At 44.3% G+C, this 15638-nt stretch carries 29 protein-coding genes; all 29 read right to left on the bottom strand.

Annotated elements, in window-relative coordinates:
- The 29 genes from rplM to rplV all read right to left on the bottom strand — a co-directional run bounded on the left by rplM (window position 1) and on the right by rplV (window position 15625).
- Complete coding sequence (rplM, locus tag GB993_RS02075; RefSeq protein ID WP_161002895.1) at window positions 1-444, bottom strand: 50S ribosomal protein L13; 444 nt, start codon at window positions 442-444, stop codon at window positions 1-3.
- Between the two features lie 108 nt (window positions 445-552).
- The gene (gene truA / locus GB993_RS02070) at window positions 553-1335 is read right to left on the bottom strand and encodes a tRNA pseudouridine(38-40) synthase TruA (protein WP_161002894.1); all 783 of its coding nucleotides are present in this window, start codon (window positions 1333-1335) and stop codon (window positions 553-555) included.
- Between the two features lie 31 nt (window positions 1336-1366).
- Window positions 1367-2167, bottom strand: a complete 801-nt coding sequence (locus tag GB993_RS02065; RefSeq protein ID WP_161002893.1) for an energy-coupling factor transporter transmembrane component T family protein — start codon at window positions 2165-2167, stop codon at window positions 1367-1369.
- Entirely contained in the window at window positions 2167-3030 is an 864-nt protein-coding gene (locus tag GB993_RS02060; protein ID WP_161002892.1) for an energy-coupling factor ABC transporter ATP-binding protein, read from the bottom strand. The genes GB993_RS02065 and GB993_RS02060 overlap by 1 nt, the downstream gene beginning before the upstream one ends.
- On the bottom strand, window positions 3006-3845 hold the full coding sequence (locus tag GB993_RS02055) for an energy-coupling factor ABC transporter ATP-binding protein (protein WP_161002891.1): 840 nt from the start codon (window positions 3843-3845) through the stop codon (window positions 3006-3008). The genes GB993_RS02060 and GB993_RS02055 overlap by 25 nt, the downstream gene beginning before the upstream one ends.
- Entirely contained in the window at window positions 3842-4366 is a 525-nt protein-coding gene (locus tag GB993_RS02050; protein WP_161002890.1) for a hypothetical protein, read from the bottom strand. Before GB993_RS02050 ends, GB993_RS02055 begins: the two co-directional genes overlap by 4 nt.
- 304 nt (window positions 4367-4670) lie before the next feature.
- On the bottom strand, window positions 4671-5054 hold the full coding sequence (gene rplQ / locus GB993_RS02045; protein WP_017262676.1) for a 50S ribosomal protein L17: 384 nt from the start codon (window positions 5052-5054) through the stop codon (window positions 4671-4673).
- Between the two features lie 31 nt (window positions 5055-5085).
- Window positions 5086-6030, bottom strand: coding sequence for a DNA-directed RNA polymerase subunit alpha (locus GB993_RS02040; protein WP_017262675.1), 945 nt, complete (start codon window positions 6028-6030; stop codon window positions 5086-5088).
- A 76-nt stretch (window positions 6031-6106) separates the two neighbouring features.
- The gene (gene rpsK / locus GB993_RS02035) at window positions 6107-6496 is read right to left on the bottom strand and encodes a 30S ribosomal protein S11 (RefSeq protein WP_017262674.1); all 390 of its coding nucleotides are present in this window, start codon (window positions 6494-6496) and stop codon (window positions 6107-6109) included.
- Window positions 6497-6524: 28 nt separating this feature from the next.
- Complete coding sequence (gene rpsM, locus GB993_RS02030; RefSeq protein WP_017262673.1) at window positions 6525-6890, bottom strand: 30S ribosomal protein S13; 366 nt, start codon at window positions 6888-6890, stop codon at window positions 6525-6527.
- 24 nt (window positions 6891-6914) lie between these two features.
- Entirely contained in the window at window positions 6915-7034 is a 120-nt protein-coding gene (gene rpmJ / locus GB993_RS02025; RefSeq protein ID WP_081495882.1) for a 50S ribosomal protein L36, read from the bottom strand.
- A 33-nt stretch (window positions 7035-7067) separates the two neighbouring features.
- Complete coding sequence (infA, locus tag GB993_RS02020) at window positions 7068-7283, bottom strand: translation initiation factor IF-1 (protein WP_017262672.1); 216 nt, start codon at window positions 7281-7283, stop codon at window positions 7068-7070.
- A 161-nt stretch (window positions 7284-7444) separates the two neighbouring features.
- Window positions 7445-8110, bottom strand: a complete 666-nt coding sequence (locus GB993_RS02015; protein ID WP_161001053.1) for an adenylate kinase — start codon at window positions 8108-8110, stop codon at window positions 7445-7447.
- A 2-nt stretch (window positions 8111-8112) separates the two neighbouring features.
- Complete coding sequence (secY, locus tag GB993_RS02010) at window positions 8113-9450, bottom strand: preprotein translocase subunit SecY (RefSeq protein WP_161002889.1); 1338 nt, start codon at window positions 9448-9450, stop codon at window positions 8113-8115.
- Window positions 9451-9885 (bottom strand): 50S ribosomal protein L15, encoded by a 435-nt coding sequence (gene rplO, locus GB993_RS02005; RefSeq protein ID WP_017262669.1) that lies wholly within the window; start codon window positions 9883-9885, stop codon window positions 9451-9453.
- A gap of 32 nt (window positions 9886-9917) precedes the next feature.
- Window positions 9918-10103, bottom strand: coding sequence for a 50S ribosomal protein L30 (rpmD, locus tag GB993_RS02000; protein ID WP_017262668.1), 186 nt, complete (start codon window positions 10101-10103; stop codon window positions 9918-9920).
- Between the two features lie 13 nt (window positions 10104-10116).
- Window positions 10117-10617 carry a 30S ribosomal protein S5 gene (gene rpsE / locus GB993_RS01995; RefSeq protein ID WP_161002888.1) on the bottom strand — a complete coding sequence of 167 codons (501 nt, stop codon included), beginning with the start codon at window positions 10615-10617 and terminating at the stop codon, window positions 10117-10119.
- Between the two features lie 18 nt (window positions 10618-10635).
- On the bottom strand, window positions 10636-10992 hold the full coding sequence (gene rplR / locus GB993_RS01990; RefSeq protein WP_017262666.1) for a 50S ribosomal protein L18: 357 nt from the start codon (window positions 10990-10992) through the stop codon (window positions 10636-10638).
- Window positions 10993-11072: 80 nt separating this feature from the next.
- The gene (rplF, locus tag GB993_RS01985) at window positions 11073-11609 is read right to left on the bottom strand and encodes a 50S ribosomal protein L6 (RefSeq protein WP_017262665.1); all 537 of its coding nucleotides are present in this window, start codon (window positions 11607-11609) and stop codon (window positions 11073-11075) included.
- Window positions 11610-11638: 29 nt separating this feature from the next.
- A complete protein-coding gene (gene rpsH / locus GB993_RS01980; protein WP_017262664.1) occupies window positions 11639-12037 on the bottom strand; it encodes a 30S ribosomal protein S8 in 399 nt (132 codons plus the stop codon).
- Window positions 12038-12124: 87 nt separating this feature from the next.
- Window positions 12125-12310: a type Z 30S ribosomal protein S14 gene (locus GB993_RS01975; RefSeq protein ID WP_017262663.1), complete on the bottom strand. Its 186-nt coding sequence runs from the start codon at window positions 12308-12310 to the stop codon at window positions 12125-12127.
- Window positions 12311-12327: 17 nt separating this feature from the next.
- Entirely contained in the window at window positions 12328-12870 is a 543-nt protein-coding gene (gene rplE, locus GB993_RS01970) for a 50S ribosomal protein L5 (protein ID WP_017262662.1), read from the bottom strand.
- Between the two features lie 27 nt (window positions 12871-12897).
- Window positions 12898-13206 (bottom strand): 50S ribosomal protein L24, encoded by a 309-nt coding sequence (gene rplX, locus GB993_RS01965; protein ID WP_017262661.1) that lies wholly within the window; start codon window positions 13204-13206, stop codon window positions 12898-12900.
- 50 nt (window positions 13207-13256) lie between these two features.
- Window positions 13257-13625: a 50S ribosomal protein L14 gene (rplN, locus tag GB993_RS01960; protein ID WP_017262660.1), complete on the bottom strand. Its 369-nt coding sequence runs from the start codon at window positions 13623-13625 to the stop codon at window positions 13257-13259.
- A 46-nt stretch (window positions 13626-13671) separates the two neighbouring features.
- On the bottom strand, window positions 13672-13935 hold the full coding sequence (gene rpsQ, locus GB993_RS01955; protein ID WP_017262659.1) for a 30S ribosomal protein S17: 264 nt from the start codon (window positions 13933-13935) through the stop codon (window positions 13672-13674).
- Window positions 13936-13962: 27 nt separating this feature from the next.
- The gene (gene rpmC / locus GB993_RS01950) at window positions 13963-14163 is read right to left on the bottom strand and encodes a 50S ribosomal protein L29 (protein ID WP_017262658.1); all 201 of its coding nucleotides are present in this window, start codon (window positions 14161-14163) and stop codon (window positions 13963-13965) included.
- A 2-nt stretch (window positions 14164-14165) separates the two neighbouring features.
- Complete coding sequence (gene rplP, locus GB993_RS01945; protein ID WP_017262657.1) at window positions 14166-14600, bottom strand: 50S ribosomal protein L16; 435 nt, start codon at window positions 14598-14600, stop codon at window positions 14166-14168.
- 2 nt (window positions 14601-14602) lie between these two features.
- Complete coding sequence (gene rpsC, locus GB993_RS01940) at window positions 14603-15265, bottom strand: 30S ribosomal protein S3 (protein ID WP_161002887.1); 663 nt, start codon at window positions 15263-15265, stop codon at window positions 14603-14605.
- Between the two features lie 12 nt (window positions 15266-15277).
- Window positions 15278-15625, bottom strand: coding sequence for a 50S ribosomal protein L22 (gene rplV / locus GB993_RS01935; protein WP_017262655.1), 348 nt, complete (start codon window positions 15623-15625; stop codon window positions 15278-15280).
- Between the last annotated feature and the right edge of the window lie 13 nt (window positions 15626-15638).

Below are 15638 nucleotides of genomic sequence, written 5' to 3'. Positions count from 1 at the left end.
TTAGATTAATTTAGTAATATCCAAAACTTCTGGCTGTTGTGCAGCTTGATCATGTTGGTCACCTGCATAAACATGAAGCTTAAGCAGTTGTTTGTGACCAAGCGTACCTGCTGGCAACATGCCCTTAACGGAAGTTTCAATCAACCGAATTGGGTTTTCATCACGAAAGTTACCTGCAGTGCGTGACTTCAAACCACCTGGATGGTTTGAGTGGTGATAGTAAATCTTGTCTGTGGCTTTCTTACCAGTCAAGCCCACTTTTGAAGCATTAAGAACAATGACAAAGTCACCCGTATCCACATTAGGGGTAAATGTTGGCTTGTTCTTGCCTCGAAGAATAGAAGCAACGACTGAACTTAAGCGTCCCAAAGGAACGTCTGTGGCGTCAACCACGTACCATTTACGGTCTACTTCACCTGGTTTTGCTAAATATGTTGTACGCACGGTATTTTCCTCCAATTTCTTGTCTGTTTGACACTCGATAAAACTTTCCGGGGCTTATCGTGGGGCAAACAATACCAAGTAATAGTGTACTGTCCTGCCCCTCATAAGTCAATTATTATTTTCATCTGAAACGTGTTTGTCATACAGCACAGATTCCAGATACAAACCGCTAGCCGGTGCCGTTTCACGCGCTTCTTCGCGATCTTTAGCCGCCATCACTCGTGGAATGTCATTAACTGGACGACGCCCATTACCAATTTGTAACAACAATGCTACCATAATCCGAACTTGATTATAGAGAAAACCACTGCCGTAAAAATCAAACACAAATTCATGATCTTCAGGACGCTCGTGAACTTGAACATCATAAATCATTCGTATATTTGACTTAGCTTGGCTACCTGAAGCCACAAAACTGGTGAAATCATGCTCACCAATCAAATCACGGCTCGCCATCTGCATCCTATCGAGTTTTAACGGATATTTATAGTGTCCAGTATAGTTCCGTTTGAATGGATCGACAAACGGCGTATTGGAAACGATGTAACGATAACGTTTGCCATGGGTCGAAAAACGAGCATGAAACGTATCATCAACCTCTTCAACACTCACCACTGCCATATCAAGCGGAAACATACTATTGAGCGCTAACCGTAAATTAGGGGCCGGAATCGGCTTTGGCAAGTCAAAGTGGATCACCTGCCCGTGAGCATGTACCCCAGCATCTGTTCTCCCCGATCCAAATACCTGAATGGCTGGTTGAGGATTTTTTGCAATCTGGTTTACCACTTTCGTTAAAACAGATTCAACGGTCCGCTGATGAGGCTGAACCTGAAAGCCGGCAAAATCAGTACCGTCATATTCAATAACAACTTTGTAGCGTTGACTCATTACCGACCTCCCTAGTTTTCTAGAAACGTTTTTACATGTGACGCAACACAACGAGAACAACATTTAACACAAGAATGACAACAACTGCTATCGTGTCGGCGTTATGCCACTTCAGTACCCGGTAACGCGTGCGGTTAGTGGCGCCTTGATAACCACGTGACTCCATGGCCGTCGCTAAATCGTCGGCTCGTCCAATGGCCCCGACAAAAAGCGGAATCAACAATGGAACAATCGCCCTCAAACGCTTGATTAAACCACCATTATTAAACTCTACCCCACGTGCACGTTGCGCATTCATAATTGTCTGCGCTTCATCCAACAATGTCGGTACAAACCGAAGCGCCACAGAGAGCATGAGAGCCGTTTGCGCCACTGGGAAGTGAATAACCCGTAGCGGTCGCAAAAGCGCTTCTACGCCGTCCGCAATCGCCAATGGCGCCGTCGTCAACGTGAGTACCGTTGCCATCGTTATAATTAACAGAAAACGTAAGAAAACTGCTGTGGACGTTTGAATCCCCGTTGAGGTAATCATTAAAATACCCCAATGCCAGTAAATGTGCCCGCCTGGCGTAAACAATAATTGCAAAATTGCCGTAAACACAATCAACCAAATCAGTGGACCAATACCACGCACAAAATAGCTGAAACTCAGTCCTGTTAAAAAGATAACGCCGCCAATAAAGGCAAACATCAGCACATAAGTTAACCAATTTGTGGTTAAAAAGGCGATCACAATAAAATAACAAGCCAACAGCAACTTAGCTCGTGGATCTAACCGATGTAACCATGAATGGCCGGGAATATAACGTCCGAGCGTAAGTTGCTCAAGCATTAACGTCCCTCCTTCGGTAACTGACCACGCAACTGTATTGCCAGTTGTTCAGCCGTTAACGGCAATGAGTCAAATTCAAATCCACGAGTCACTAAGTGTTGCGCAAAATTAGCAGCTGTTGGTAATGCCAATTGCTGTGCTTTTACCCATTCAGGATCGGCAAAAATTTCAGCAGGTGTGCCTGCCTTAATCAAATTACTGTGTGCCATCACTAGCGCCTGATCCGCGTAGTCAGCAACATCATCCATTTGGTGCGTCACTAAGATAACCGTCAGTTGTTGGTCAGCTTTTAACTTAGCAAACATGGCCATCATTTCAGCTCGTCCGCGTGGGTCTAACCCGGCCGTTGGCTCATCTAAAACAAGCACGCTCGGTTGACTGGCTAAAACGCCAGCAATGGCAACGCGCCGCATCTGTCCACCAGACAACTCAAATGGTGACCGGTTTAGCAACTCATCTGGTAACCCAACGTCATGAGCCGCCTGATGTGCCAAACTCATTGCCTCTTCATTAGTGAAGCCAAAGTTAAGTGGACCAAACGCAATGTCACGCTCCACCGTTTGGTCAAATAACTGATTCTCTGGGAATTGAAACACCATCCCAACATGTTGATGAAGTGACTTTAGGTGTTTATTTGTTGTTTTAGCAGTTAACTGAAAATCATCCACTGTAACCGTGCCACTGGTGGGCTTAAGTAAACCATTTAAGTGCTGAACAAGTGTACTTTTGCCACTCCCTGTATGACCAATAATCGCAGTAAACGATTCACTAGGAACAGTGAAACTAACATCGCTTAACCCGACCGCCTCAAACGGCGAGTTGGGCTGGTACATATAGTTTACATGGTCAAATGTGATTGCCATAACCAATCCTCCAACTCGTCATCTGTTAGGTACTGTTTTGGGGTGACTAGTCCTTGTTTAGCTAATTGTTGGCTCAATTTTGTGCTAAACGGTAAGTCTAGACCCGTGGACTCAAGTAATTGTTCGTCACTGAAAATAGCGCGTGGAGTTCCTTCACTAATCAATTGGCCGTTATCCATGACTAGCAATCGTTGTGCTTGTGCGGCCTCACTTAAATCATGAGTGATTGATAAAATGGTCGGTGCTTGATTAGAACGACGTAGATGTTGCAATACAGACAACACCGTCTGCCGTCCGTGAGGATCCAGCATGCTAGTTGCCTCGTCCAGTACAATAATACTGGGGTTCATCGCAATGATTCCGGCTAGGGCAACCCGTTGCTTTTGCCCACCTGACAAACGGCTGGGCTCGCGTTCTGCAAATTGCCACATATCGACGGCTTCTAAAGCATCTTGAACACGATGTTGCATCTCAGGACGCGGTACCCCCGCATTTTCCAAGCCGAAGGCCACATCATCGGCCACCGTTGCTCCGACAAACTGGTTGTCTGGATTCTGAAACACCATGCCAATGTGTTCACGAACTAACCAAACCGACTCTGGTGACAATTTTGTTCCGGCTACAGTAACCGTCCCCGATTTAAAATCAATAAGGCCATCTAAAGCGCGAACCAACGTACTCTTACCACTGCCATTATGGCCAACGATAGCCACCCATTCTCCGGCATTGACCTCAAAAGAAATGTGATTTAATGTTGGCCGTTCTGCATCGGGATATTGATAAGATAAATCGTCAACTGAAATGATCTTTGTCACGACGTTCCCCCACTTCCTGCCGTACTGGCATGGTTGTTAATTTTAAACTGGTGTTGTTCGCCGGTATGTGCGGCATGAATCAGACGCCCCATATAATTTTGATATAACTGAAAACACTGTTTATTACCGTGTTTCAAAGACAGTTTAGCGACATTAGGCTCTTTAAGCAGTGCTGTATTCCAGCGGGTAATATCGGTCGCCGTCGCTGGATTATTCAATCCAAACTGATCAAGTTGATTAAAAGCGACATTAACAAGTTGTCCGTGTTCATCAACGTTAACAACAGCGAACACACGATACCCATCAACATAATGACTTTCACGCAACGTATACGCGCCAGGTTTAAATGCCTCTTTAGGCAATACTTTGGCCGCTCGCTCACTTAGCCGACGCAAACGTGATTCATGTTCTTCGTGACGCCGTTGAGCGTTAATAGTCGTAATAGCGGTTGCTCCGAGTGCAAGCACTGCCAGTAGAACAACTACAAGACCTGTAATTAACTTTGCATGTTTCGTTTGCACTCAGTATTCACCTCATTATAAAACGAATAATACCGCACTATTTTAGCGAAAACTAGACCAATACGCAAGCAACGCTGAAACCACTAGTAAACTCGTATAATCAATTAATTCTATGTACAAAAAAATCACTTAGCATCACGGCACGAGTAAAGTACTCATTCAAGCTAGACTGGGCGAACGCGATCGCCATCATCATAACGCTTTATACCATTGACACTAGTGATTAATTTGAATATTCAAATACTAAATATATCCGTCGATATATTTAGGGTAGCTATTCAGACTACCATTGAACAGGTAATGATTAGTCGACGAATTCCAAGATAACCATTTGCGCAGCATCGCCACGACGAGGCATAGTCTTGTACATCCGAGTGTAACCACCATTACGTTCAGCAAACTTAGGTGCTAAGTCATCAAATAACTTTTGCAATGCAGTTTGTGCTTTAACGTTGTCACCGTCTTCTTTGACATCTGCAACAACGTCACGAACGAAAGCAGCTGCTTCACGACGAGCATGCAAGTCGCCTTGCTTACCCCAAGTAATCATTTGATCTGTAGTCTTACGAACTTCCTTGGCGCGTGCTTCGGTTGTTTCGATCCGACCATTAACAATCAAACTGGTTGTTAAATCGCGTAACAAAGCTTTACGTTGTGAACTAGTACGTTGTAATTTACGGTAGCCCATGCTTGAACCCTCCTTTTGTTGATAAGTCCGACTAGTCTTCTTGTTTCAAAGAAAGACCTAAGCCAGCCAATTTTGCCTTAACTTCTTCAAGTGACTTACGACCAAGGTTACGAACCTTCATCATGTCGGCTTCAGTACGATCCGTCAACTCTTGAACCGTGTTGATACCAGCACGCTTCAAACAGTTGTATGAACGAACAGACAAGTCTAACTCTTCGATGGTCATTTCGAGCATCTTTTCCTTGTGTGTTTCTTCCTTTTCGACCATGATTTCGGCATTCTTAGCCGTATCTGTCAAATCAACAAACATTGCAAGGTGTTCAGTTAGAATCTTCGCAGCGAGACTAATTGCTTCACTAGGCGTAATTGAACCATCAGTCCAAACGTCTAATGTCAGCTTGTCATAGTCATCACGTTGACCAACACGAGTGTTCTCAACTTGGTAGTTGACACGTTCGATTGGGGTATAAATGGAATCGATTGGTAATACACCAATTGGCATATCATCCTGACGAGCTTTGTTTTCATCAGCTGAAACGTATCCACGGCCCTTGTTTGCAGTTAAGTGCATGTGGAAAGTGGCACCGTCTGCTACCGTGCAGATGTAAAGATCAGGGTTCATAACTTCAACATCAGCATCCGTTTGAATATCACCAGCAGTGACAGTCGCAGGACCCTTAACGTCAATGTCCATTCCCTTTTCTTCATCGGTCGCCATCTTCAAAGAAACCTTTTTCATATTCAAGATGATTTGTGTAACATCTTCAACGACGCCCTCAACAGTTGAGAACTCGTGAAGTACACCATCGATTTGAATACTGGTGACAGCAGCACCAGGCAAAGATGAAAGCAAAATCCGACGTAACGAATTTCCTAATGTTGTTCCGTAACCACGTTCAAGTGGTTCAACGATGAACTTCCCATAGTTGTTACTTTCATCGATTTTGTGAATATTTGGCTTTTCAAATTCGATCATTCTTTTGTTTACCCCTTTCAAAACTCGTCTTGTTAATTAATGAATGTTCATCACTCCAAATAAGTGATGTCATCAATTAAACACGACGACGCTTTGGAGGACGAGATCCGTTATGCGGCACTGGTGTGACGTCACGAATTGCCGTAACTTCTAGACCAGTTGATTGCAAAGCACGGATAGCTGCTTCACGACCGGAACCTGGGCCTTTAACGGCAACTTCAACCGTCTTCATACCATGTTCCATAGAGCCTTTAGCTGCGGCTTCAGCGGCCATTTGTGCAGCGAAAGGAGTGGATTTACGACTACCACGGAAACCAAGAGCACCAGCTGAAGACCAAGCAACAGCGTTCCCTTGAACGTCAGTAATCATAACTAAAGTGTTGTTAAACGTTGAGTGAATATGTGCAACACCTGACTCGATGTTCTTTTTCACACGACGCTTACGCGATGTTTTTCTACCTGCCATAAGAAATGCTAACCTCCTTTATCTTGAATTACTTCTTCTTACCAGCAATTGATTTAGCTGGGCCTTTACGAGTCCGTGCGTTGTTCTTAGTGTGTTGTCCACGCACTGGTAAACCACGACGGTGACGCATGCCTCGGTATGAACCAATTTCTTGTAAGTTCTTGATGTTTAAGCTAACTTCACGGCGAAGATCTCCTTCAACCTTGTAGTTATCAACAATTGCACGAATCTTATCTTCGTCTTCTGGAGCCAAGTCCCGAACACGAACGTCTTCGCTAACACCAGCTTCAGCCAAAATCTTTTGAGCTGAAGTATTACCGATTCCGAAAATGTAAGTTAAACCGATCACGATCCGTTTGTCACGTGGTAAGTCAACACCTGCAATACGAGCCATAACAATTACCTCCTTTTATATGAATTATTTACCTTGACGTTGCTTGTGCTTTGGGTTTGCTGAGCAAATCACCATAACACGGCCGTTACGTTTGATGACACGGCAGTGTTCGCACATTGGTTTAACTGATGGTCTTACTTTCATGATATTTCCTCCAGAATTATGAGGCCTTAGGTATTACTTGAAACGGTACGTAATCCGACCCTTTGTTAAGTCATAAGGTGACATTTCAACAGTTACCTTATCACCAGGTAAAATACGAATGTAATGCATCCGAATCTTACCCGACACATGAGCCAAGATTTCGTGACCGTTTTCAAGTTCTACTTTAAACATTGCATTAGGCAACGTTTCTTTAACAGTACCTTCGATTTCAATTACGTCACTAGCCAAGCAGGTTTACCTCCCTTTTAAAAAAGTATTTTATAAATACGGTGGCGTCGAACGACGGAAAAACGGCGAAAACCACCGTTTCCACCCTCTTTACAAAAACATTGCGCAAACCATACCAAGAGAGTTTATCACATTCTTAAAGGGACTGCAAACACTACACTCTAGTCGTTAACTGACTGAAGCACGTCAGCAACATCTTTGAAGACGAGGTCAATGTCCCGATCGCCGTTAATGGTGTGCAGAACATTTTGATTCTTGTAGTAATCAACCAGTGGCGTGTTCATCTTAATGTTCACTGCCAAACGATTCTTAACCGTTTCAGGCTTGTCATCGTCACGTTGATAGAAATCATGCGATCCACAAACATCACAAGTCCCTTCAACTTTGGTCGGATTACTAATGCGGTTATAGGTTGCGCCACATGCACGGCAAATGTACCGTGCAGATAAGCGATCAACTAACACCGATGGTTCAACGTCGATATTAATCACGGCGTCCAAGTGACGATCAGAGTCAGCCAACATTTTATCTAAAGCGGCTGCCTGATCTAAGTTCCGTGGATACCCATCCAACATGAAGCCGTTCGTTAAAACGTCCTGTTGGCTGAGACGGTCACGAACAATACCGTTCGTGACTTCATCGGGAACCAATTCACCCTTATCAATGTAAGCTTTAGCAGCAAGTCCCATTTCAGTCTTGTTAGCCATTGCCTCGCGGAAAATATCCCCCGTCGAAATGTGCGGTACTTGATATTTTTCGTCGATCTTTTGTGCTTGCGTACCTTTACCAGCACCAGGCAAGCCCATCAGAATCAAATTGAATGCCATGATTAATCCTCCTGTTTTTCTGTTTCATGTGCTTCAAGCGCATCATCTTGGATGAAACCAACATATTGTCGTTTCATCATTAAGCCGTCCAATTGACGAATAATGTCAATGGCGACCCCAACAACGATCAGTAATGACGTACCACCAAGACCAATGGATTCGTCTAAGCCCCAGATATCACTGGCCAACAGTGGTACTAAGGCAACTAACCCAAGGAACAATGAGCCGACAGTACTTAAACGCATGAGCAAATGAGAAACATAGTTTTGTGTGTCTTTACCAGGCCAAACACTTGGAATATAACTGCCTTGTTTTTGTAAATTCTCTGACAATTTCTCAGGATTAACCTGAACAAAAGCATAGAAAAATGTAAACAAGACAATTAATACAGTGTAAAGAATGGCACCTTCAGTTGTTTGCATATTGAAGATACGAGACATCACTTGGTACCAGTTATCCGCACCATGACTCTTTTGGAACGCCAACAGAATTGACTGAGGCGTCGAAATCAAAGAACTAGCGAAGATAACTGGAATAACACCGGCAACGTTAACTTTCAAAGGCAGGTAACTGCCAGATCCAGAAGTGGTTGCACGACGCGTATATTGAATCGGAATTCGCCGCTCAGCTTGTTGTACCCACGTTACAGCAACGATTATTACGATAACTAGAACGAGAACAGCAACGATGAACAGGATGCCCTGCCACATTTGGCCCTTGGAGGCGTCAGTGACATTTTCTTGCCATAATTGACGAACACCGACTGGGGTGCGCGCAATGATTCCGGCAAAAATGATCATTGAAACACCATTTCCTAGCCCACGCTGAGTAATCATATCACCCAGCCAAGTAGCAAACATTGTTCCAGCCGTGAGCAAAATTCCAATCATGATAAAAGTTTGTGCATTTGGCGTCTTTATCAAATGCATGGAAGCTAAGACGTTAAAACCAGCTGTGATACCGATTGATTGAACAAAAGCTAACACAATCGTTAGATAGCGTGTCGCCTGATTCAATTTACGCCGACCTACATCACCTTGTTTACTCCATTCAACAAATCGCGGCACAATATCCATTTGGAGTAATTGAACGACAATTTGAGCAGTAACAAACGGGGAAACCCCCATTGCAAACAAGGAATAGTTTGTCAAACCACCACCGGAAAAGATGTTCATTACATTAACAAGCCCGGAGCTTGCCACTGCTTGTAAAGCATGCGCATTAACTCCGGGAACGGTAATATAACAGCCTAACCGATAGACAATTAAGACAAACAAGGTAAAGAAGATCTTATTTCGGATTTCACGACTCTTAAAAGCATTCGAAATCGTCGAGATCAACTAGATCACCTCAGTCTTACCGCCGGCTGCTTCAATTGCAGCTACAGCTGCGTTTGAGAATTTGTTAGCGTGGACTGTCAACTTCTTAGTAACTTCACCGTTACCAAGAACCTTAACGCCACTCTTTTCGTTCTTCACTAAACCTGCTTCAACTAAGGTAGTTGGTGTAACATCAGCACCTTCATCAAAACTGTTTAAGGAAGCCAAGTTAACGATGGCGTATTCCTTACGGTTAATGTTAGTGAAACCGCGTTTTGGAATACGACGGTACAGAGGCATTTGACCCCCTTCAAAACCGACACGTGTCTTACTACGAGCCTTTTGACCCTTTTGACCACGACCGGAAGTTTTACCGTTCCCGGCTGATGTACCGCGACCGCGGCGCATACGTGCTTTACGAGAACCTTCGCTTGGTTGTAATTCGTTCAACTTCATTAGGTTGGCACCTCCTTACGCTAGAAATGTGATTACTTAACTTCTTCAACTGTGACTAAGTGCGCGATCTTAGCGATGGCACCGCGTGTTGCTTCGTTGTTAGGACGTACGACCGTACTGTTAACACGACCTAATCCTAAACCATACGCAACATTACGAACCTTGGGCTTCTGGTGAACGGCACTTTTCACTAAAGTAACTTTTACTTGATTAGCCATGAGTTTCGTCCTCCTATTCAGCTAAGTGTTCTACAGACACACCACGCAAGGCAGCAACGTCTTCGGCACGCTTTAATTCCTTAAGTCCTTCAAAGGTGGCACGCACAACGTTAATCGGTGTGCTTTCACCAAGAGACTTACTTGTAACGTCGGCAACACCGGCAAGTTCCATGACGGCACGAACGGCACCACCAGCAGCAACACCAGAACCTTCAACGGCTGGCTTAAGCATAACCTTTGATCCTGAGTAAATACCCAGCACTTCGTGAGGCAATGTTGAACCAACAACAGGAACTTTAACTAAGTTCTTGTGCGCTGCTTCGACAGCCTTACGAATAGCTTCTGGAACTTCTTGAGCCTTACCAGTACCAAAGCCAACGTGACCATTGTGGTCACCAACAACGACTAAGGCAGCAAAACGAAGACGACGACCACCCTTAACAACTTTCGTAATCCGGTTGATGGAAACGACGTTATCTTCTAAATCTAACTTACTTGGGTCGATAAAAGCCATTTGGTTATTCCTCCTTCTCTAGAATTTAAGTCCGTTTTCACGAGCGGCTTCAGCCAAAGCTTCTACCCGACCATGATATAAGTAACCGCCACGATCGAAGACAACATCAGTAATCTTCTTTTCGTTAGCGCGTTTAGCAACTAGTTCACCAACAGAAGCAGCTTTTTCTGTCTTGCTAGTTCCTTTAACATCTTTATCTAGTGTTGAGGCACTTGCCAGCGTCACACCCGCTACGTCATCAATTACTTGCGCGTAGATGTTTGAATTAGAACGATAAACGTTCAAGCGTGGGCGCTGCGCAGTACCAGAAATCTTGCCACGAACGCGCGCATGGCGGCGTTGACGTGTTTTATTCTTATCTGGTTTAGAAATCACAACAATTCACCTCATATTTTATTCGCAGTGAATACGTGCACTGCGACACGATAGTGGCAAAGAAAGAAGTAGACAAAAGCCTACTTACCAGTTTTACCTTCCTTACGACGAACATATTCGCCTTCGTAACGAATACCTTTACCCTTATAAGGCTCTGGTGGACGGATACCACGGATTTCAGCAGCAAAGTCACCGACTTGTTGCTTAGAAATACCTGATAAAACAACAGTAGTGTTGTCAGGAACTTCAACCGTAACACCTTTACGGCCATCGAATTCAACAGGGTTTGAGTAACCAACACTCATGATCAGCTTAGTGCCTTGCAATTGTGCACGGTACCCAACACCGACTAACTTCAATGTCTTTTTGAAACCATCTGTAACACCTTCAACCATGTTGGCGAAGTTGGCACGAGTGGTTCCGTGAACGGCCTTTGTTTTGTTGTTGTCGTCAGGACGATCAAACGAAACTTCAGTACCGTCTACTTTCATTGTGATCATGTCAGAGAACGTCCGGGTTAATTCACCTTTAGGTCCTTTAACAGTCACATCGTTACCGTTTTGCTTAACTTCTACCCCAGCGGGTAAAGTTACAACTTTATAACCAATACGACTCACGTTTTACACCTCCGATCGATTCTAAATGATTACCAAACGTAAGCGAGCACTTCGCCGCCCACGTCTTTTTGACGTGCTTCTTTATCGGTGATCACACCTTCAGACGTAGAGATGATTGCAATCCCTAAACCGTTCAAAACCTTAGGAACTGAATCGGCCTTTACGTATGAACGTAAACCAGGCTTGGAAATCCGCTTTAAGCCAGAGATGACACGTTCGCCATCCTTACCGTACTTAAGAAATACACGGATAATGCCTTGCTTGTCGTCGTCAATGTATTCAACATCGCGAATGAAACCTTCGTTTTTCAAGATTTCCGCAATGTCGTGTTTAATCTTTGATGCAGGAACCTCAACTGAATCGTGACGAACCATGTTGGCGTTACGAATCCGAGTTAAAAAGTCTGCAATCGGGTCAGTCATAGACATCGATATTTGCCTCCTTTTAGTATCGATAAAATCAATAAAACGACTTGAAAGGAATCCAAATCGAATTTACTCAGTAAAGACCGAAGTCTACCAGCTAGCTTTCTTCATGCCAGGAATTTGACCCTTGTGGGCTAATTCACGCATGCAGAGACGGCATAGATGGAACTTACGATAAACTGAGTGCGGACGTCCACAACGTTCACAACGTGTGTAAGCTTGCGTTGAAAACTTAGCTGGGCGTTGGCTTTTTACAACCATTGATTTCTTTGCCATGTTTGTGGAACCTCCTATTACTTAGTAAATGGCATCCCAAGTTGGGCAAGCAACTCGTGGGATTCCTCATCAGTGTTAGCAGTGGTTACGATAACAATATCCATACCACGAACCCGGTTAACGTTGTCGTAATTGATTTCAGGGAAGATCAGTTGTTCACGAACACCCAAGGTGTAGTTCCCACGTCCATCAAATGAACGGTTAGAAACACCATGGAAGTCACGAACACGTGGCAATGACACATTGATCAACTTGTCTAAAAAGTCATACATCCGTTCACCGCGCAAAGTTACCTTAGCACCAATGGACATTCCTTCACGAAGACGGAAACCGGCAATTGACTTCTTGGCCTTTGTGATAACTGGTTTTTGACCAGCAATAAGGGTCATTTCATTAACGGCTTCGTCCAAGTTCTTTGAGTTAGTGGTTGCATCACCAACCCCCATGTTCAGCACAATCTTGTCGATGTGTGGGGCTTGCATGCTTGAACTGTAGTTGAATTTTTCGATTAAGGAAGGTTTGATTTCCTTTTCGTATCGTTCTTTCAAACGGTTAGTCATTCTAAGATATTCCTCCTTTCCCTAAAATTAAGCGATTGTATTGCCAGTCTTCTTGGCAACGCGAACCTTTTTACCATCTTCAACTTTAAAACCAACACGCGTTGGCTTCTTAGTTGATGGGTCAATTAACATTACGTTAGATACGTGGATTGGCGCTTCAACATCAACGATTCCACCTTGTGGGTATTCGTTGTTTGGCTTCTGGTGTTTCTTCACCATGTTGATGCCTTCCACGACGACGCGGTCTGACTTGGCTAAGGTTGCCTTTACGGCACCTTCCTTACCCTTGTCCTTACCGGCGATTACGCGAACTTGATCTCCAGTTTTTAAGAACATTCTGCTGTGCACCTCCCGTTCAACTTATGCATCTAGCTTGATTACTTTGATTACAGAACTTCAGGTGCTAACGAAACGATCCGCATGAAGTTACCTTCACGAAGTTCACGCGCAACTGGTCCAAAGATACGAGTACCACGAGGGCTCTTGTCATCTGAGATAATAACAGCTGCGTTGTCGTCAAACTTAATGTATGAGCCATCAGTACGGTGCATACCGGATACAGTCCGAACGATAACAGCTTTAACAACGTCACCCTTTTTTACAACGCCACCTGGTGTTGCTTGTTTAACAGTAGCAACAATAATGTCACCAATGTTGGCTGACTTACGAGTGGAACCACCCAAGATCTTGATTGTCAAGATTTCACGGGCACCAGAGTTATCAGCGACCTTTAAACGACTTTCTTGTTGAATCACGGTTTTATCCTCCTTCCGCAGCTAATTAGAATACGTAGAAATGGTGTTACAGGATGACAGCCTTTTCAACGACATTCAATAGGCGGAAGTGCTTGGTCTTTGACAAAGGCCGAGTTTCCATAATCCGTACGATATCGCCAGTCTTGGCTTCGTTGTTGTCATCTTGCGCAACGAACTTCTTGGTGTATTTAACCCGCTTACCATAAACTGGGTGGGTCTTGTAAGTATCGATTGCGACGATAATCGTCTTGTCGTTCTTGTCAGAAACCACGTGGCCTTGGTAAACCTTACGTGCGTTACGTTCAGTCATAGGTTAAGTTCTCCTTTCGTATTCTAATTATTTGCTTTGGCTTAATTCTTGTTGACGGAGAGCCGTCTTCAACCGGGCGATGTTCTTACGAACCTGCTTTAAACGAGCGGTGTTTTCTAATTGACCAGTAGCCAATTGGAAACGTAAGTTGAACAATTCGTCCTTGTAGCCCTTTTCTTTATCAATCATTTCAGCAGTGGTTAATTTACTAATATCAGTCATTTTCATAATTATTCGCCACCTACTTCTGCTTCTGCTTCTTCTCGTGAGACGATTTTCGTCTTAACGGGCAGTTTGTGGCTAGCTAAACGTAAAGCTTCGTGCGCAACTTCAGAAGAAACGCCACCTACTTCAAACATAACCTTGCCACGCTTTACAGGAGATACCCAACCTTCAGGTGCCCCTTTCCCGTTACCCATACGAACACCAACACCTTTAGAAGTGTAGGACTTATGAGGGAAAATCTTGATCCAAACTTTACCACCACGCTTCATGTAACGGTTCATGGCAACACGAGCCGCTTCAATCTGGCGGTTAGAAACCCATGATGAAGTGATAGCTTGCAAACCGTAGTCGCCAAATGCAACTGTCTTGCCGCCCTTGGCTTCACCACGCATGTGACCGCGGAATTCCCGACGGTGCTTTACACGTTTAGGTACCAGCATGATTATTTCCCTCCTCGTTGAGTATTTGCTGACTTCTTGGCAGGAAGAACTTCACCACGGTAGATCCAGGTTTTAACACCCAGCATACCGTAAGTAGTCCGTGCTTCGTCCCAAGAATAGTCAATGTCCGCACGCAATGTATGCAACGGAACAGTTCCTTCTGAGTAACGTTCTTTACGGGCAATGTCAGCACCGTTTAAACGGCCTGAAACCATTGTTTTGATTCCGTGTGCACCAGAACGCATAGTACGTTGGATAGCACCACGCATAGCGCGACGGAAAGCAACACGTTGCTCTAATTGCTTGGCAATTGAATCCCCAACTAAATGAGCATCCAAGTCAGGCTTCTTGATTTCAATGATGTTGATGTGTACTTGCTTGCCAGTTAAGCTGTTAAGTTCCTTACGGAGCTTTTCAACTTCTGACCCACCTTTACCGATAACCATCCCAGGCTTAGCAGTGTGAATGGATAATACCACTCGACCAGCAGCCCGTTCGATTTCAACGGTTGAAACAGATGCGTCGGCAAGTCTTTGATCGATAAACTTACGGATTTTAACGTCTTCGATTAACCAAGTTGCGTAATCTTTGTCAGCATACCACTTGGCTTCCCAATCGCGGATAACTCCGACACGAAATCCGTTTGGATTTACTTTTTGACCCACGCTTGTTCCCTCCTACTTTTCAGATACGACTACTGTGATATGACTAGTCCGCTTGTTAATTGGTGATGCGGAACCCTTAGCCCGAGGACGGAACCGCTTAAGGGTTGGTCCTTCATTAGCGAATGCTTCAGATACAACTAAGTCGGCTCGATCTAAGTCGAAGTTGTTTTCAGCATTAGCAACAGCAGACTTCAATACTTTTTCTACGTCTTCGGCAGCACCGCGAGGCGTGAATTTTAAAATGGCAAATGCTTCGTTAACGCTCTTGCCGCGAATAAGGTCAACAACTAGGCGAACCTTACGAGCAGCGACACGAACAGTCTTTGCAGTTGCTTTTGCAGATGTAACTTGTTCAGCCATTGTTCAGTCCTCC

Origin of the sequence: Furfurilactobacillus milii (genome assembly GCF_009864005.1) — a bacterium.
Taxonomy (GTDB): Bacteria; Bacillota; Bacilli; order Lactobacillales; family Lactobacillaceae; genus Furfurilactobacillus; species Furfurilactobacillus rossiae_B.
This window is presented reverse-complemented; position numbering and strand designations above follow the sequence as displayed.